Origin of the sequence: Streptomyces sp. NPDC035033 (assembly GCF_040636735.1) — a bacterium.
GTDB lineage: Bacteria > Actinomycetota > Actinomycetes > Streptomycetales > Streptomycetaceae > Streptomyces.
Map to the genome: position 1 here is coordinate 1 of NZ_JBEZUZ010000065.1, position 17581 is coordinate 17581.

General features: G+C 69.6%; 13 protein-coding genes and 2 pseudogenes. 4 read left to right on the forward strand and 11 right to left on the reverse strand.

All coding sequences use genetic code 11. From position 1 onward, the window contains the following. The 5 genes from AB0E83_RS24160 to AB0E83_RS24180 all read right to left on the reverse strand — a co-directional run. The coding region (locus AB0E83_RS24160; protein WP_362115500.1) for a hypothetical protein at nt 1-1558 on the reverse strand (1558 nt) is incomplete at its 3' end. Between the two features lie 49 nt (nt 1559-1607). After that, nucleotides 1608-1751 carry a DUF6760 family protein gene (locus tag AB0E83_RS24165; protein ID WP_362115503.1) on the reverse strand — a complete coding sequence of 48 codons (144 nt, stop codon included), beginning with the start codon at nt 1749-1751 and terminating at the stop codon, nt 1608-1610. After that, nucleotides 1748-2173 carry a hypothetical protein gene (locus tag AB0E83_RS24170; RefSeq protein WP_362115506.1) on the reverse strand — a complete coding sequence of 142 codons (426 nt, stop codon included), beginning with the start codon at nt 2171-2173 and terminating at the stop codon, nt 1748-1750. The genes AB0E83_RS24165 and AB0E83_RS24170 overlap by 4 nt, the downstream gene beginning before the upstream one ends. Beyond that, nucleotides 2173-2616, reverse strand: a complete 444-nt coding sequence (locus AB0E83_RS24175; RefSeq protein ID WP_362115509.1) for a phage tail protein — start codon at nt 2614-2616, stop codon at nt 2173-2175. The genes AB0E83_RS24170 and AB0E83_RS24175 overlap by 1 nt, the downstream gene beginning before the upstream one ends. 10 nt (nt 2617-2626) lie before the next feature. After that, entirely contained in the window at nt 2627-4156 is a 1530-nt protein-coding gene (locus AB0E83_RS24180) for a phage tail sheath subtilisin-like domain-containing protein (RefSeq protein ID WP_362115512.1), read from the reverse strand. Nucleotides 4157-4425: 269 nt separating this feature from the next. Here AB0E83_RS24180 and AB0E83_RS24185 point away from each other — a divergent pair, with 269 nt between their 5' ends. Continuing rightward, nucleotides 4426-8034, forward strand: a complete 3609-nt coding sequence (locus tag AB0E83_RS24185; RefSeq protein ID WP_362115516.1) for a hypothetical protein — start codon at nt 4426-4428, stop codon at nt 8032-8034. Between the two features lie 20 nt (nt 8035-8054). Beyond that, nucleotides 8055-8591: an SUKH-4 family immunity protein gene (locus AB0E83_RS24190; RefSeq protein WP_362115519.1), complete on the forward strand. Its 537-nt coding sequence runs from the start codon at nt 8055-8057 to the stop codon at nt 8589-8591. 849 nt (nt 8592-9440) lie between these two features. On the opposite strand, the gene AB0E83_RS24195 is transcribed toward AB0E83_RS24190, so the two are convergent. Beyond that, on the reverse strand, nt 9441-10190 hold the full coding sequence (locus AB0E83_RS24195; protein WP_362115522.1) for a transposase family protein: 750 nt from the start codon (nt 10188-10190) through the stop codon (nt 9441-9443). A 476-nt stretch (nt 10191-10666) separates the two neighbouring features. On the opposite strand from AB0E83_RS24195, the pseudogene AB0E83_RS24200 reads away from it, so the two are divergent. Both AB0E83_RS24200 and AB0E83_RS24205 read left to right on the forward strand, forming a co-directional pair. Beyond that, nucleotides 10667-11489: pseudogene (locus tag AB0E83_RS24200) on the forward strand (IS5 family transposase). A 4-nt stretch (nt 11490-11493) separates the two neighbouring features. Next, nucleotides 11494-11820 (forward strand): hypothetical protein, encoded by a 327-nt coding sequence (locus AB0E83_RS24205; protein WP_362115525.1) that lies wholly within the window; start codon nt 11494-11496, stop codon nt 11818-11820. Nucleotides 11821-11842: 22 nt separating this feature from the next. Here the strand turns inward: AB0E83_RS24205 and AB0E83_RS24210 are convergent, their stop codons facing one another. The 5 genes and pseudogenes from AB0E83_RS24210 to AB0E83_RS24230 all read right to left on the reverse strand — a co-directional run bounded on the left by AB0E83_RS24210 (nt 11843) and on the right by AB0E83_RS24230 (nt 17481). After that, nucleotides 11843-12217 carry a transposase gene (locus AB0E83_RS24210; protein WP_362115528.1) on the reverse strand — a complete coding sequence of 125 codons (375 nt, stop codon included), beginning with the start codon at nt 12215-12217 and terminating at the stop codon, nt 11843-11845. Continuing rightward, nucleotides 12214-12666, reverse strand: coding sequence for a winged helix-turn-helix domain-containing protein (locus AB0E83_RS24215; protein ID WP_362115531.1), 453 nt, complete (start codon nt 12664-12666; stop codon nt 12214-12216). Before AB0E83_RS24215 ends, AB0E83_RS24210 begins: the two co-directional genes overlap by 4 nt. Nucleotides 12667-12831: 165 nt before the next feature. Next, complete coding sequence (locus tag AB0E83_RS24220) at nt 12832-14838, reverse strand: ATP-binding protein (RefSeq protein ID WP_362115534.1); 2007 nt, start codon at nt 14836-14838, stop codon at nt 12832-12834. Between the two features lie 11 nt (nt 14839-14849). Continuing rightward, nucleotides 14850-15419 (reverse strand): annotated as a pseudogene (locus tag AB0E83_RS24225) (DUF4255 domain-containing protein); the annotation flags it as partial. Nucleotides 15420-15426: 7 nt separating this feature from the next. After that, on the reverse strand, nt 15427-17481 hold the full coding sequence (locus AB0E83_RS24230) for a vWA domain-containing protein (protein WP_362115537.1): 2055 nt from the start codon (nt 17479-17481) through the stop codon (nt 15427-15429). Nucleotides 17482-17581 lie beyond the last annotated feature (100 nt).

Here is a 17581-nt window from a genome sequence, read left to right on the forward strand (position 1 = left end):
CGTCGGTGCCGGGCGGTGTGCCGGGGGCGGCCCGGGGCGGGCCCCGGGGCGGGCCCCCGGGGGCGCGACGCGGCTCCGGGGCCCCGTCGCCCCCGGCACCGGCGTCCGGCTCCGGGAGGGGGCCGGACGCGGCCGCCGGCGGGTCCTCCGGCGGTGGCGGCGGGGGCTCCTCGGTGGCGACCTCGCGCTGGACGGCGGGGAGCGGGGGCGCCGACCGCCGGACGGACGGGGGCGGCGGCGCGAAGACCACGCTGCCGTCGGCCATGCGCTGGGCGATGCCGGCGGCGACGGCCACGTCACCGGCGTCGCGGGGGGCCGGGGGGACGACAGGGACGGACGGGACGGACGGGACGGACGGTGGGACGGTCCGCTGGACGGGCGCGGGGGTGGTGGCGGGGGCGCGGAGAGGGACCGGGGCGGAGGTGGCGGCTGGGGGGCGGGTCTGCCGCTGGACGGCCGGTGCCTCCCACCGCACGGGGACGGCGGGTGCGGAGGGCGCGCCCGGGACCGGGGGAGCGGTGCTCGGGGCGGTCGCGCCCGGCCCGGCCTCCGGGGCCACGGTACGCAGCACCAGCGGCCGGTCGGCGAGCAGCGGCGCCACCGGTTCGGGGGCGGGTGCCGGTTCGGGCGCGGGCGACGGGGGGAGGGAGGGCGGTACGGACTCAGGCCGTACGGGGGCGGGCCCGGCGGCGGGCGCCGGAGCGGTGCCGGGCGCCTCCCGCTGGGCCGTCGGAGGGAGCGCCGGGAGCGGCGCGCCGAGACCGGGGGCGCGGCGGGGCGCCGGGGGCCGGGACGCGCCGGCGGGCGGCAGGGACCGCTGGACGGGCGGGAGGCCCCCGTCGGAGGCCGCGAGGGGCCCGGGCCCGTCGGCGGGCCCCGCGTCGGTCTCCGGGGCGTCCAGGAGCGACCGCTCGCCGACCAGGGGGCGGACGGGGGGCTCGGTGACGGTCGCGGCCCCGTCCTCCGCCGCCACCGGGAGCTCCGGCGTCCCGGTGCTCTCCGGGCCGTCCGGCGCGTTCGGCGTGTCCGGGGTCCTCTGGACCTCCACCCTCTCCGTCGGCCGCGCCGCTCCCGGTACGGGCGGGGACGGCACCCGGGACGGTACGGGCCCGGCGGCCGTCCGCTGCACGGGCTCCAGGGGCACGGTCCTCATCGGCGCGGGAGCCTCGGGCGGGCGCGCGTCCGCCGGGGACCGGTCGCCGGGGGGCCCGTCCGCCGCCGTCCCCAGGGACGCGGACCGGCCCGCGTCCCGTACGGGGAACTCCACCACCGACCGCTGGACGGGCGTCGTCACGCCGTCGACGAGCCCGCCCGGCGCCTCCGCGCTGACCAGGTGGCCCAGCGGGGTGGACAGGGCGGTCGGACGGCGGGTGGACAGCCCGCGTGCGAAGGCGGAGGGGTCGGTGACGAGCGCGGGAGCGGTCAAGGTCCGCTGGATCGGCGGCAGTTCGGCGACGTCGAACCGGTCCTCGCGGGCCGGGGGCGCCGGCGGGGGAGCGGGTGCGTCCGCCGGGCGTTCCGCCCCCCGTCCGCCGCGCAGCCAGGACAGCAGTCCCATGGTTCCCGTCCCTCCCCGTCAGTCAGTCGCTCGGTCGGCCGCCGGCCGGTCATCCTCCGCCGAGGCGGGCCGCGTGGGCGACGAACCTCCGGCGTTCCGCGTGCTCCAGGTCGAGGAGCTGGTCCAGCGGCCAGTGGAAGTGGTGGGCGAGGTACGCGACCTCCTCGTACAGCTGGTCGGTCGCGTACGTCACGATTCCCCCAGGCGGCCACCGGCGAGGTCCACCGCGAACTCCTCCCGGCAGGACGGACAGGTGACGGCGGCGCGGGTGTGCCCCTCGGCGTTGACGCGCCGGTAGAAGTCCTGGAGGAACGCCAGGTCGGAGGCGAACAGGTCCTCGATGATCCCGGGGTGGATGTCGTCGACCGTGCCGATCCTGGTGACGACCCGGGAGATCAGGACCACCGACAGGTACGCGGAGTTCTCCCGGACCCGGTCGTCCCGCAGCGGCACCAGCTCGTCGCGGGCGGTCGCCAGCCGCATGACGCCGTCGCGGTGGACGGTGCCGTGCTCGTCGACGTACCCGCGGGGCAGCCGGAACGGGAACTCGGTCCGCAGGCCCGCGCCCGGATCGCCGTCCGGGCCCGCCGGCGCGACCGCCGCCGTGCGCCGCATCAGTCGACTTCCATGCTCTCGTAGGTGATCACGAGTTTCTCCGTGAGGACGGAGGTGTCGCCGGCCTTGAGGGCGCCGATCTCCAGCGACTTGGGCCAGGCGTTGATCAGCTTGTACCGCTTGATGGGGAGGCCCTCGTAGTCGTAGACGATGATGGCGCCGTTGCGGCGCGCCTCGCCCATCCGGCCGAACCGCGAGTCCTTGATCCACCGTTCGAAGCTGTTGTCCTCGGTCAGGCCCCGGGAGACCGTGACCTCGCCCGCCTTGGGCCGGCCGGGCAGCTTCTTGATCGCGTACTTGCCGTCCGCGGTGTTCTGCTTCAGCTCGATGACGTCCTGCTCCATCTTCAGACCGCTGACCTCGGTGATCTGCCGGATGATGACGCTGTCGAACTCCAGGCCGAAGGAATGTCCGACGGAACTGTCGAGATCGGGAAGGGGCACGAGGGACTCCTCACTCGTCGACGGCACCGGTGCCGCTGGTCAGCTGGGACAGGCGGAAGACCACGAACTCGGCCGGCCGGACCGGCGCGACACCGATCTCGCAGATCACGTGGCCCGAGTCGACGCTCTCCGGAGGGTTGGTCTCGCGGTCGCACTTCACGTAGAACGCCTCGTCGGGGGTGAGTCCGAACAGCGCCCCCTTGCGCCACTCGTTGACGAGGAAGGCGGCGACGGTGCGGCGGATCCGCGCCCACAGGGCGTCGTCGTTCGGCTCGAAGACCACCCACTGGGTGCCGGCGAGGATCGACTCCTCCAGGTAGTTGAAGAGCCGCCGCACGTTGAGGTAGCGCCAGGCCGGGTCGGAGGCGAGGGTGCGCGCGCCCCACACCCGGATGCCCCGCCCGGGGAACGCGCGGATGCAGTTGACGCCGATCGGGTTGAGCCGGTCGTGCTCGCCCTTGGTCAGCTGCGTGCGGAGCGCGACGGCGCCCCGCACGACCTCGTTGGCCGGAGCCTTGTGGACCCCGCGCTGGTCGTCGTTGCGCGCCCAGATGCCCGCGACGTGCCCGCTCGGCGGGACCGGGGAGACCCGGCCGGTCGACGGGTCGGCGACGTCGATCCAGGGGTAGTAGAGCGTCGCGTACTTGGAGTCGTACCCCGCCCGCTCGGAACGCCAGACGGCGACCTCCTGCGGGCTGAGCCCGGGCGGCGGGTCGAGCACCGCGACCCGGTCGCCCATCAGTTCGCAGTGCGCGATGACCGCCTGCTGGACGGCGAGCACCCCGTCGAGGCCGAGCAGCCCGCGCTCGTACGCGCTCATCAGGTCCGGCACGGCGACGGTGGTGACGTCCTCGACCGCCTCCAGGCCGCCGATGCCGGAACGGCGGTCGGCGTCGCCGACGTACACCTCGGGGGTGAACGGCGCCCCGCTCCCCGCCGGGGCGGGCAGCGCCGGGGCGAGCGTGACGGTCTGCGGCTCGGGGCGGACGGGCGCGGCGCCGGTGCCGGGCTCGGTGATCTCGATGAGCGCGGAGGCGGCGTTGACGCGGGTGGCGACGTTCTCCTTGCTCCGCTTGGTGGTGACGGAGGGGTACGTCTCGACCTCCTCGCCGTCCCGCCGGACGATCAGCCGGAACGCGTCGGACGGCGGGTCGTCGCCCTCGAGGTCCGCGACCTCGACGGTGACCGTGCCGGTGACGCCGGGCCGGGCGACGACGGAGTACGCGCCGAGGGCGGTGGGGCCCGTGGGGCCGGAGCTCTCGGGCGCGGCGGCCGTGCCGTCGTCGACGCGGACGACGTAACAGGTCCCGCCCCCGTTGGCGAAGAAGCCGTACACCGAGGCGGCGAGGTACGTCCCCTCGACGAAGTCGCCGAAACGGCTCACGAACTGGCTCCAGTTCGTGATCAGGGTCGGCTCGTCGAAGGGACCCTTCCGGGCGAAGCCGACGAAGGCGGCGACCGAGGTGCCCACCCCCTCGATCGGACGGGAGCCGGACTGGACCTCTTCGACGTAGACGCCCGGGGACAGATACGACGGCATGCGGTGCTCTCTCTCCTCGACGTCACTCCTCGACCGGGGAAACGCCCCTGGGGACCGGGCCACTGACCGGGGGAACGCTCCCGTTGAACCGGGCCATTCTCGCCGGCGCGACGATCACCCGGAACGGATGATCGGCCGCCCGCCCGGGCAGCGTGAACTGCCCCAAGGGGCAAGGGAGTCGGGGGCGCGCCGGTCCCCCTTCGCCCTCCGTGCGGGGACGGGGCGGCGGGCAGCCTGGCCGTGCGGCCACGGCTACCGGGAGGGGACGGATGAAGGAGGTCCCGGAGAAGAAGCCGACGGCCGGCCACCGGAGCGAGCCGGCCCCGCCCGTCTCCCGGAGCGGTACGGAACCTTCCTCCCGTGCCGGTGGGCTCTCGCCCCACGGCGTGCAGCGCCTCCAGGGCGCGGTGGGCAACGCGGCGGTGGCCCGTCTCGTCGCCCAGCGCTACACGGCCCCGGTGAAGACCCCGCCGAACGCGGCCCCAGGTTTCCGCCGGGTCGGCGCGGACGTGGCGGCGAAGAAGCGCACGATGGCCGCCCACCCGCCGGCCGCGGCGGAGTCGAAGTCCGCGCAGGACGCGGCGGTGGCGCCCCCGGACGACAAGGAGGCGCAGGGCAAGGCCGCGAACGCGGAGAAGATGAACGCGGCGAAACCGGGGGAGTTCGACAAGGCGGCGTTCATCGCGGCCGTCGACAAGGCGATCGAGGCGCAGGCGCCGAAGAACCTCGACGAGGCCGACAAGTTCGCCAAGTCTGGCAAGGCCGACAAGGTGAAGGAGGAGGTCGACGGGAAGGTCGGCGAGGGCAAGGACACCTCGGCCAAGGACATCGAGACGACGACGAAGGCCCCGCCGGACACGTCGGCGGCGAAGGACAAGCCGGTCACCCCGCTGACCCCGGACAGCCCGCCGGGCAATCCCGGCGCGCCGTCGCCCAAGGACGCGATCCCGGAGAAGCAGCCGCCGGCGGTGACGGACTTCTCCCAGGGCCCGGCGGAGAACGACAAGGCGATGGCCGACGCCGAGGTGACGGAGGAGCAGCTCGCCAAGGGCAACGAGCCGGAGTTCGACGAGGCCCTGAAGGCGAAGAAGACGGCGGAGACGGACTCGGCGAAGGCCCCCGGCAAGGCCCACGCGGCCGAGGACCAGCAGCTGGCGACCGCGAAGGCGGGCGCCGCGGCGGCGGGCGCGCAGGCGATGAACACCCTGACGGCGACGCGGGCGGCGGCGGGCAAGGCGGTCGACGGCGGCAAGGGCGAGACGAAGTCGAAGGACGAGCAGAAGCGGGCCGAGGTCACCGCGAAGCTCCAGAAGGTCTTCGACGCGACGAAGAAGGACGTCGAGGCGACGCTGACGGGCCTCGACCAGAAGGTGGACGCCGCCTTCACGACGGGCGAGAAGGCGGCGCGGGACGCCTTCACGGCGGACCACAAGGCCCGCATGAAGAAGTACAAGGACAAGCGCTACGGCGGCTTCCTCGGCAAGGGCCGCTGGCTGAAGGACAAGTTCGCCGGCATGCCCCAGGAGGCGAACGACCTCTACCAGGAGTCCCGCAAGCTGTACGTGGCCCGCATGCGGACGGTCATCTCGTCGGTGGCGGACCTGATCGGGGCGGAGCTGGGCCGGGCGAAGGCGCGGATCGCCCAGGGCAGGGCGGACCTGAAGGCGGAGGTCGACAAGCTCCCGGCGGACCTGAAGTCCTTCGGCGAGGAGGCGGCGAAGGACTTCGCCGGCAAGTTCGAGGACCTGGAAGCGAGCGTCGAGGAGAAGTCGCAGCAGCTGGTCCAGGACCTGGCGAACAAGTACACGGCGGCGCTGAACGCGGTCGACGAGGAGATCAAGAAGCTCCAGGAGGCCAACAAGGGCCTCATCGACAAGGCGAAGGACGCGATCGTCGGCGTCATCAAGACGATCAACGAGCTGAAGAACCTGCTCCTCGGCATCCTGGCCAAGGCCGCCTCCGCGATCATGAAGATCATCAAGGACCCGATCGGCTTCCTGGGCAACCTGGTGAAGGCGGTGGGAGCCGGCCTCAACCTGTTCGTCACGAACATCGGCGAGCACCTGAAGAAGGGCCTGGTCGCCTGGCTCCTGGGAACGGCGACCAAGGCCGGCCTGGAACTCCCGCAGAAGTTCGACCTCAAGGGCATCATCCAGCTCATCGCCTCCCTCCTGGGCCTCACCTGGGACAACATCCGCGCCCGCATCACCCGCAAGGGCGTCCCGGAAGAGGCCCTGGGCACGGTGGAGACGAGCGTCCCGGTGGCGAAGAAGCTCGCGACGGAGGGCCCGGCGGGCGCGTTCGAGGAGATCAAGGCGGAGACGGGCGACCTGAAGCCCACGATCCTGTCGAAGTTGACGGAATACCTGGTCCCCACGGTCATCATCGCGGGCATCACCTGGATCGTCTCCCTCCTCAACCCCGCCTCCGCCTTCGTCCGCGCGGTCAAGGGCATCATCGACATCGTCACCTTCGTGGTGAACCAGGGCGCCCAGATAGCCGACTTCATCAACGCCGTCCTGGACGCGGTCATAGCGATAGCCAACGGCGGCGCGGCCGGCGTCCCGAAGATGGTCGAAACGGCCCTCGCGGCCAGCATCCCCCTCCTGATCGGCTTCCTGGCGGCCCTCCTCGGGATAGGCGGCCTGGCCAACAAGGTGAAGTCCGTCTTCCAGGCGGTCTCGCGGCCGGTCAACCGAGCCATCGACAAGATCGTCGACTTCATAGCCAAGAAGGGCAAATCCCTCTGGCGGAAACTTAAGGCAGGGCCTGGCGGGTCCGATGGAAAAAGAGGGAAGGGGCAGGAGGTCGGCGGGGCCCGGGAAGCAGAGCGCAAAGAAAAGGTTGCCAGGCGCGCTGCGGCCGAGGCTTACCGGCGATTGAATTCAGGAATCGATGTCACGCAGACACAGCGGGTACTCGAAGCCGTAAAAAGGAAGTACAGCGGATCAGGGCTGAAGAAGATTGAAGTCGAGCGTAGCGAAAAGGAAGGGAGGTTTAGGATACGAGCCAAGGTGAATCCGGAGGTGAAGTCGGAGGATGACTTTGGATTCATTCTTGGCAGGGTTGGGGAAGTGGCCCCCGAACCTTGGAAGGAGAAGGAGATCGACGGAGGTTACACAGTGCGGGCTCGGGGGCATTTGGAAGTAAATTTCAAAGAGCCCGCATCTGAAGCTTACTTCACGAGAAAGTTCCTCAACACCACTAAAGAGCGGAAGGGTGTCCTGATGGCATCCAATACGCCAGCCGAAGCTCATGCTGAGGAGCATGCGTGCATTATCCTTCAAAGAAAGTGGGGTGCGCTGCTGTCTCATAGGAGGGATAAATTTGGCGAGGTAGAGACTGAGATGTGTCGAATTGAGTTCCACGTCACTAAGAGTCCATGCATAAATTGTGCAGATTTCATATCGCAGTTTGTGAAGAACGTGAGATTGGTGCAGCCGGACGCCAAGGCCTCGGTCTACGCATTCGCACTTTATCACGGAACGCCGGTGAGGTTCTCCGAGGATGTCTATAACCGAAATAGGGAGGCTTTGGAGCTGGAGCAGTTCAAGGGAAAAATAAGCGCGGCTGATGGAGCGGGTAGACACTCCGGCCTTTCGCAAGAGGATTCGAATAAGCGGCCAGAGCAGCAGTGGTATGATTTCGGATCGAAAGGGAATATTCAGCTTTCCGGGAAGGCTGGGGTGGCGATCCTGGAAAGTAATGGCATAAGCGTAAGTGGGTTTACTCTGGATGAGGTAACCAAAGAGTTTGTGCATCCCGATATGGCCGCGATAAGCGGGACGCTGGCAAAGAAGGCTGTTATAGATCGAAATGCGAGGATGGGTAGAGCTGCACAGGAGATGCGGGATGCTTTGGATTCGGCCTCGGCGTAATTCTGTGGAAAGGTGGATTCGTGGTAAGTCATGATCAATTGATCGAGGCGTTCTACGGAGATGTGATCACGGCGCCTGCTCGCGTGGTGCAGGGCGGCGTTTTCTCTCGCTCTTCGGCTCGAATGCTCATTGAAGTAGGGTTTCCGGGGTCCTTCGATGACTTCATTGTCATCGATGCTGACTTTGAGGAGAGAGGCCCTCTTTCGCTTGCGGTGGTGTATAGAGAGCTAGGGGACGTTGCGCCTTCGCGTATTGCACACCTGAGGAGAGTAGCTTCTTGTGGTCTCGACAGCATCTGCTTCGATGTCTCAACAGATGCGGTTTATCTGGTCCCTAGTGCTTCCCCTGAGCAGGCCACGAAAATCGCCGCATCGTTGGAGATCTTTGTTGAACAAATCTATGCTGTCAAAACCATTCGGAACGAGTGGATGGAATCTGATCCATCTGATCAATCGATTGAGGATGTTCGACTGCGGATGAGGCGCGCAGTATCCGACGGAGCCCCACACCCGGTCTGGATGGAGATCATCGATCGGGTGACTGAAGTCGAAGCCTGACGGACCCGTTTTATGGTTCGGCCGTTCGAGATGACGTGATGGCGTGGGCTGCGTACTGAAACTCAATCGTTGACGATGGCTGTGATCGCGATGGATTGAGCTACGAGATCTCACTTGTGATCAAGGATTGATCCTGGATATTTTTCAAAAGTGAGTAAATCGCGGAGGGGGTGAACTGGCGGCAGAGACTGCGGTGATCAGCGGCAGCCCTTCTGTATCGGTCGGGACGTGAAGCTTGAAACCGGGCTTGCCCTGGCCAGCCGGATTCGGCCCGACGAGCTTGCCCTCTTTCGAGTGCACCGAGATAGAGCCGACCAGTGCATTGGACCACAGGGTCTCAGCCCTTACACGTACTGGGACGAAGGCGACTAGTTTAGCGGCCTTGCCGACGGCATGCGTTTCGTCAGCTTCCGGAAAACCTGTGCACGCCTCAATATCGACTGGCTGGCAACCGGCCACCGTTGAATGAGCGGTCCGGCACTCGAGAAGCTCACCGACAGGGTTCTGACTATCGTTGACGCTCGGCAGGCAAACGCAATGCTAGGCGTGCACGAGCGCGACCTCTACCCCGTATTACTGCCGGACGCGCACCCCTGGTACATCCCTTGGCCGGGACACCTGCGTCCAAGTGCTGGAATCGGCGAGGTCCGCGTTCCCGGAATCGCCTTCGCAGCTCTTTACCTCATGGTCGCTACGTCGCCGACCATGGTCACCTGCTGCTCCAGCCATTCATCGGCACGGTCCTTTCTTCGACCGGTACGGCCCCTGGCCGGCGAGCTTTCTGGTACCAGGTCCCCCTGGATCCCCCACGACGCGGCAGTCCGCCATGTCGGCGACGAGTGAACATTTTCAGCGTTGACGCTCCATGGTAAGGATGGCTGCGGCGATGACGGTCATGCGGTTGGGGCTGCAGCAGGCCCGGCGGAAGATCTGCCAGGACTTCAGCCTTGCGATGCTTCGTTCGACCGGGGCCCGTGCCGCCGACAGGGCCCCGTTGATCGTTCGCTGGGTCGTGGTGAGGTCCCGGTTCGGGAGCCGTCCGATGGGTGTGGTCACCCAGAGGCCGGCCCCGATGTAGGCCCGGTCGGCGAGGACGGGGACGCCCTGGCGTTCGCAGATCCGGATGATGCGGTGGGTGCGGGCCGCGGTCAGGTCATGGGTGCGGCCGGGCAGCGCGGGCGAGATCCACAGCAGCTTGCCAGCGGGATCGGCGAGGACCTGCACGTTCACGCCGTGGCGGCGGTGCTTCTGCGAGAAGTCGGCCCGGCTGTCGCCGACGCGGTCGCACTCGGCGAGCGTCCCGTCGAGCAGGACGTAGTCCGGATCGGCCTCGCGCAGAACCCGCAGGAAGTCGGGCGCCCGGCCGGACAGGTGCCGGACGACTGCTGTGACGTAGGCGTGGGCGGTGCCGACGGATATGCCGAAGCCGGCGGCGATCTGCGCGAGCGTGTCGTGGCGGCGGAGGCAGACCAGGCCCACGAGAGCACGCTGGTGGGGCGGGAGCTCGCCGCGTCGGTCACCCTCACGGGTGACGATGAGCATGGATACCCACTCGACCAGAGCATGCGGCAGGTCGAGTGCGGCAGGATGGGGAACCAACAGGGCTCCTGTGCCGATGGGTTGAGACTTCGAACACCTCCCTCAACGGCACGGGAGCCCTGTGCGTTGCGGTCCTCATCCTGACGCGGCCTGGGTCACTCGATCAGTGGCCACTCTGAAAGAGCTCAGTGACTCCTTATCTCAACACCTCTCGAAGCGGAGCATCACCACATGAAACCATCTCTACTGATCTTTTCGTTAGTCGGGTGGGTCTGGTGGGTGGAGGGTGAGGCCGGTGTGGGTGAGGAAGGACCAGGGGCAACTGGGGGTTTTGGTTGACGAGGTGGATACCCTGTTCGGTGGCGTCGGCGACATCGGGGAGGTGGTCGCCGGCGAGGTTGGCGAGCTCGCGTTTCTTGAGCGAGGACCACAGCAGTTCCACCGGGTTGAGCTCAGGCGCGTAAGAGGCCCTAACACAATGAGGTGGATCGGTCCTGGTCGCCGTGTCCGGTCGTCGGGATCGGCGTTGTCCGGCCATGGGGGCTTCACCGTGGATCGTGTCGGATGACCTGTGGGAGCGGATCGAGCCGCTCCTGCCGAAGCGGGAGAGACGGTTCAGATACCCGGGCCGCAAGCCGGTCCCGGACCGGCAGGTGCTGTGCGGGATCCTGTTCGTGCTGCACACCAGCATCCAGTGGGAACACCTGCCCCAGGAGCTCGGCTTCGGGTCCGGCATGACGTGCTGGCGTCGACTGCGGGACTGGAACGAGGCCGGGGTCTGGCAGCAGCTGCATGAGGTGCTGCTGGCCGAGCTGAACGCCGCCGCCCGGCTTGACTGGTCACGGGCGGTCGTCGACTCCAGCCACGTCAGAGCGTTAAAAGGGGGCTCCAGATTGGCCCCTCGCCAGTCGACCGGGGACGGGCCGGCTCCAAACACCACCTGATCACCGACGGACACGGCACTCCGCTCGCCGTCATCCTCACCGGCGGCAACCGCAACGACGTCACCCAGCTCATGCCCCTGCTCGATGCCGTCCCACCCGTTCGGGGCAGGCCCGGGCGGCCCCGCCGCAAGCCGGAGTCGGTCTTCGCCGACCGCGGCTACGCCCACGACATCTACCGGACCAGGTCCGGGCCCGGTGGATCATCCCCGTCATCGCCCGCCGTGGCACAGCCCATGGCAGCGGCCTGGGCACCTACCGATGGGTGGTCGAGCGCACCTTCGCCTGGCTCCACGGCTTCAAACGACTTCGTGTCCGCTGGGAACGCCGAGCCGACATCCACGAAGCCTTCCTCAAGCTCGCGTGCTGCCTGATCACCCACCGCCAGGTGCTGTCCTTGGCCGGCCCGGCAAACTGATCGCATGAACCGAGACGCCCTGCAATCCGCACTCTCCCAGGATGGCTGCATCTCTGCACGCGCAGCTCTGGCCGAGCTGAAGGCAGGCGCGGACTTCGAGGTCTTCCTGAACCAAACGGCTTCTGCGCGACAGCTCTGGGACATCTGGTCCTGGCGGCACGAAGTCATGCTCGGCACAGGCGTCACACCTCGGCCCGGACTGGCCGAAGCCATCGCCAGACTCCAGGCCGCAGGAACAGCTCGGGTCTACATGGCAACCGTCACTGGATCGCAGAGACGTTTCACGATCTTCCTGTCGGAAGACCTCTCCCAGTGCGTCGCCTGCTGGTGACTACCTCATTGTGTTAGGGCCTCTAAGCGGGTAATCGCTCCAGGGTGAGCCAGTCCTGCTGGGTGCCCCAGGCCCGCATCGCCCGGCTCCAGTGAGCCGACAGGCCGTCCCAGACCAGGACCACCCGTTCACCGCGGTAGAACACCTTCACCTGCTCCAGGACCTCGATGAGGCCGGTGGTGTCGTAGCTGCCGGGCTTGAGGTGGAAGCACAACCGAGGGCCTCGGTCCGGGTCGGCGGCGTGGTAACCGAGGGCGCCGGCCATCGAGGCGCGTTTCCGGTTCAATCGGTGTCGCAGGAGCGGGGCGCGGTCCCGGGGCGGGTAGGTGCGGCGGATCTGCGGCAGCAGCGAGACTCCCGACTCGTCGAGGAAGACGATCCAGGCACGTGTGTTCACCGCCCCTTTTTGATCCGCGGCCATTCATGGGCGATCCAGCGGGCGATCTCCGATTCGTCCCTTTCGGCCGCCCGCCGCTCGGGCCGCTGCAGGCTCCATCCGAGCCGGCCGGTCAGCAGCCGCCACACTGACGCCTTCGACAGCGATACTTCAGTCACCCGCTCGACCACCAGGCCGACCCGTTCCAGGGTCCACAGATCGGCCTCGAAACCATGGCCCTGGGCGCCCTGCTCCAGCGCGATTTGGACCCGTTCGACCTGGGCATCGTCCAGCTTGGGCGGACGCCCGGTGGCCGGGCGCCAGCGCAACCCGTCGGCGCTGCCTTCCTCCCACACCCGCCTCCACCGCCGCACGCTCTCCTCGCTGACCCCCAGCATCCGCGCGATCTCAGCACTGGAACGTTCCTGATCGAACAGCTCGGCCGCATGCACACGCTGGGCCTCTGCCAACTGGGGCCGGGTCAAAGGAGGAACAACAGGCGAAGGCTTGAAAGGCACCGCATCAGGATCCCACCAACGAGGGCTGGCATACCCACGAAACTAACGAAAAAATCAGTAAGCTCCCGTTTCCCTCCTTGACGCTTCATGGCGGAGACCACCGTTTCAGAATTCGCGTTACGTGTTTGAGAGATGGTTTAAGTACGGGCCGAACTCTGAGGCCAGGGTCAGCCGCCCCAGCTTCTGGTATTCCCTCTGGATCGCGTGGATCAGCATCGGCATCGTCAGAGGGCCGGCTGCCTCAGCTGCCAAGTACGCCGCCGTCACCGCTATCGAGCGGATGTTGCCGCCTGAGAGTTCGAAGGACTCTGCGCAGAAGGCCAGGTCCAGGTCCGTGGCGCGGGGGAGGTTCGGGCCCAGGGTGCGGTCCCAGAGTTGGAGACGTTGGGGGGCGTCGGGGACCGGGAAGTCGACGATCAGGTCCAGGCGGCGGGTGAAGGCGTCGTCCAGGTTGGCTCGGAGGTTGGTGGCCAGGATGGCCAGGCCGTCGAAGGACTCCATGCGTTGCAGCAAGTACGCGGACTCTACGTTCGCGTAGCGGTCGTGGGCGTCCTTCACGTCCGAGCGTTTGCCGAAGACGGCGTCCGCCTCGTCGAAGAGGAGGACGCCGTTGACGCCTGCCGCTTCGGTGAAGATGCGCTCCAGGTTCTTTTCGGTTTCGCCTACGTACTTGTCGATCACCGTCGCCAGGTCGACCGTGTACAGGTCCAGGCCGAGGTCTGCGGCGATCACCTCCGCCGACATCGTCTTTCCTGTGCCCGAGTCGCCGGCGAAGAGGGCTGCCACGCCTCTGCCTCTGCCGCCGCCCGGGCGCATCGACCAGGTGCCCAGGACGTGGTCGCGGTGGCGGGCTCGGGCGGTCAGTTCGCGGAGTTGGGTTTCCGTGTCCGGGGGGAGGACCAGGTCGTTCCAGGTGACCGTGGGTTCTATGCGGCGGGCCAGGCGGTCGAGGCCCGCCGCGTTCTGGGCTCGGGCGCCCTGGCGGATGTGGTCGGCGGTGATCTTCGTCGTCTCCAGGCTCGCCTTCTGGGCCGCGGCCCTCGCCGAGCGGACGATCTGTTCTGGGGTCAGGAGGAAGGGGGCCAGGATGTCCTCCACCGGTAGCCCCACGTCCTCGGCCGCGGTCGCGCGCCACAGCTCCGCCCGCGCCTCCGGGCCCAGTCGCGGTGCGCGGACCAGGAGCGGGGGCGCCGTCGACCAGGCCGCGTCCCAGGGGAGCCGGCCCACCAGCAGCACCGGGACCGGGAGGTCCGTCACCGCGCGGAGGAGGCCCGGCCGCTCGCGGGCCACCGCGTCCACCGGTGCGCACACCAGGCCGGCGCTGGTCAGGCGGGCCTCGCGGAGGAGGCAGCGGATCGCCTCCGTCGGGGCCGGGTCCTCCGCCAGGCGGGACAGGTCCACGCCCAGGGTCCTGCGGCCCGCCGCTTCCAGTGCCGACGCCGCCAGGGCCGTACCCGCACCGCCCTGGTCCTCCTGGAGGTAGACCAGGGCGGTGTCCCCGGACGACGACAGGAAGCGGGCCAGCGCCTTCGGGTCGCCCACTCCTCGTACCGGCTCCCAGGGGGCTCGTACGTCGGCCAGGCGCGGGTCCGGGGTGTCGTCGCCCAGGAGGTACGCCGTCACCCGGTCCGGGACGCGCAGCGCTCGGCCGAGGAAGGGGCGGTCCCGGTCCTCCACCAGGAGCAGGCCGCCCGCGCGCAGCGGGGCCCGTTCGCCCAGTCTCGCCCTCGCCTCGCGGTCCGCGTGCGGCATGCCGCACAGGCCCAGGGCCAGGCCGGCCGAGGGGCGGCGGCGGGTCACGTCGTCGTTGAGGTAGCCGTAGAACGACTCGAAGCGGTCGTCCAGGTCGGGGAGCAGGGCGATCAGCAGGATGTCCACGTCCAGGGCGGACAGGCCGAAGTCCCTCGCCAGCGTCCCCAGCCGGGACGAGGAGGACGCCGGCGTCAGCGGCTCCGGAGGGGGGAAGGAGCGCGGGGCGTCGAGGAGGCGCTCCACAGCCTCCTCCGTCAGGTACAGGCCCCGGAAGGCGTCGTCCGGGTTCGGGTCCCCCTCCCGCCGCGCCTCCACCGCGCGGCGGATCCGGACCTCCATCTCCCGCGCCCTGGCGAGGAGTTCGGCGGTCATGAGCCCAGCCTGTCGCCGAAGCGGACCTCCAGGCCCTCCTCGCCGACCGGCGGGCCCGCCACGTACCGCGGCGACGCCGTCACCGGCACGCTCACCACCAGGTCCAGCGACGGCTTCAGCTCGCCGCCCAGCGCGCTCCACACGTCCGCGAACGACCGGTCCTCGGGCGGCGGGAGCGCGATCGTCAGCGGGACCGCCGCGCCGAGTTCCGCGAGGGTGCCGGTGAGCCGCGCCGGCGGGAGCGCGTCGTACCGCAGCAGGCACGCCAAGAGCGAGGAGAGGAGGCGGTGTTCGTCCTCCGGGCGCTTCGTCCAGGCCGTGATCAGGTACGAGAGTTTGAAGTAGCGCGGCGGGCGGCGGCGGGCGACGACCACGCCGCGCTCGTCGTACTCGTTGTGCAGGCCGCGCTCGCGCCGCCGCATGTCCTCGCGGATGTCGTACAGGTAGAGGTTCACCATCGGCGCGTTCACCTTCGCCGCCCACTCGCGCGTGGGCGCGTCGAAGACCACCGCCACCTGCCCGCCCTCCAGTACCTCCGCCCGGATGAGGGCGCGCAGCACGTCGTCGACCTCGTGGATCACCGGCCCGTCACCCCCGGCCCGCGAAGTCCGGTGGCTGGAGCGCGCGTTGGACGACGAGTACGGGTTCCTCCAGGCGCTCCAGCCGGGCGGCCTCCGCGCGCAGCGTGCGCGGGCCGATCCGGTCCTTCCGCAGCACCAGGACCTGCGTCTCGAAGCGGCCGTCTCGGCCCGTCGTCAGCGGGGCCGCGTCGGCGGTCAGGCCCGCCGACCAGACGAGCCGGACCCGCTCGCCGGGCGGGAAGTCCGTGCCGCGTACGGTCACGGGCTCGCCCGGCCGCACCACCCGCGGCGTGACCTCCAGCCGGGGCCGCAGGACGCGCAGTTCCGCCGTGGCCGTGTTGTCGGCCGGGTCGATGTCGTCGGGGCGGCCGCGCACGTCCACCCGGACCGTGCCGGACAGCGCCTCCGCGTAGCCGGCCGTCTGGGTGACCACCAGCCGGCCGCCGGCCGGGACGGAGCAGGGCGCGGCCGGCGTGCAGCGGTCGGTACGGGAGAGGGTGCGGCCCGGGCCGGAGGGCCAGCCCGCCCCGACGACGACGTTCCGCGCGGGGTCCGGGCCGGCGTTGGTGAGCGTGTAGCGGGCGACGACCGGCCGGCCCGTGTAGGAGCGCGCGGGGGAGAGGTCGACGGAGACGGCCAGGTCCGCCAGGGGCGGCGCGGGCAGCGGCGGTACGGGGCGCGGCAGGACGTGGAAGACGGCCGTGTCCGTCCCCGTGTTGCCGGCCCCGTCGGTGGCCGTGCAGGTCACGGTGGTGGTGCCCAGAGGGAAGACCGATCCCGGCGCCGGACCGCACGTCGGTGTCAGCGGGCCCTCCGTGGCGTCCACGGCGGTCGCCGTGTAGTCGATCCGGGCGCCGGCGTCGTCGACGGCGCGGACGGTGCGGTCGTCGATGGTGACGACCGGCGCGGACACGTCGTTGACCGTGATCGAGATCTGCTGCGCGTACCGCGGGTCGGCGGCGCCCGCCGCGATCGTCGCCGTGTCCGGGGACCGGGTCCCCAGCAGGAACTCCACGGTGCACGTGAGCGTCGAGCCCTGCGGCGCGTCCGGCGCGACCGCGATCGTCTCGGCGAAGGAGGCGGTGTCGCCGCTGACGACGTCGCGCACGGGCGGATCGAGGGTCACGGTCAGCCCGGGGGCGCAGGACTCCAGGCGGTGGCCGACCCGGGTGGGCAGATTGCCGAGCCCTTCGACGATCGCTTCGGCGACCCGGTCGGGGTCGATGCTGCTCAGCTTGCGGCCGCCGGTGGCCTCGATGATGCGGGTGGCCTGACCCGGGGTGGTGGGCGGATTCTCCTTGTAAGTGGGATCGCCCGCGTCACCGTTGCCGTCGAGGCCGTCGCCGACGTTGGTGTCCACCTCCACGCCGACGACCCGCGCGTTCTTGTCCTGGAGGGAGAAGATCGTGTCCTCGATGGTGTGGCCGTTGCTGGGGTTGTGGCTGGAGGCGTCGCTCACGAGCACCACGACCGGGCTGGAGTTCTCCCGGAAGACCGTCTTCCCGTCGGCGCCGTTCGCGATCTGCCACAGGCCGTTGATCCAGTCCTCGGACGGGCCCTTGCTGCCGTACCCCAGGCCCGTGCCGAGGGCGTTGACGCCGCGCTGCAACGCGTCCTCGTCCTGGGTGAGTTCGGCCTTGACGCTGAATCCGGCGTCGACGTCACCCACCTGGTCGCCGAAGGTGGCGACCGCGAAGCGCGCGTCCGGCTGCGCCGAACGCACGTTGTCGATGATGTCGGACAGACCCTCGCGGACGTCATCGATGGTGTCCGTCATGCTTCCGGTCCCGTCCACCAGCAGCACCACCTCCGGCATCGGCGGCACCACCGGCGTCCGGACCAGCTTGTCGACGGCGATCGACGCCCCGGGATCCAGCGCCCGCGTCACGCTCGCCGGTGTCACCGGCTCCTCCGGGGCCGGCACGGCCGACGCGGACACCGACGCCGGTACGACCCCGGCCGCGAGCAGCAGCAGGGCGAGCGGGGCCCGGGCGGACGTCCGGCGGCCGGGCCGCCGGGGCGCCGACGGCTCCGTACGCCCGGACGACTGGAACCAGCGCACGGCACAACCCCCTCGGCCTCACGTCGCTCGACGGGCCGAGGATGCCGCACCGGCCCGCCGTTGTCCTCCGGCTTCGAGTCACCTTCGGGGGAAGGGAATT

What these genes read in the sequence shown, in the direction of transcription:
- AB0E83_RS24170 (WP_362115506.1), bottom strand. Translation starts at nt 2,173, where the DNA reads ATGCGGCGCACGGCGGCGGTCGCGCCGGCGGGCCCGGACGGCGATCCG.
- AB0E83_RS24180 (WP_362115512.1), bottom strand. Translation starts at nt 4,156, where the DNA reads ATGCCGTCGTATCTGTCCCCGGGCGTCTACGTCGAAGAGGTCCAGTCC.
- AB0E83_RS24185 (WP_362115516.1), top strand. Translation starts at nt 4,426, where the DNA reads ATGAAGGAGGTCCCGGAGAAGAAGCCGACGGCCGGCCACCGGAGCGAG.
- AB0E83_RS24205 (WP_362115525.1), top strand. Translation starts at nt 11,494, where the DNA reads ATGAACCGAGACGCCCTGCAATCCGCACTCTCCCAGGATGGCTGCATC.
- AB0E83_RS24220 (WP_362115534.1), bottom strand. Translation starts at nt 14,838, where the DNA reads ATGACCGCCGAACTCCTCGCCAGGGCGCGGGAGATGGAGGTCCGGATC.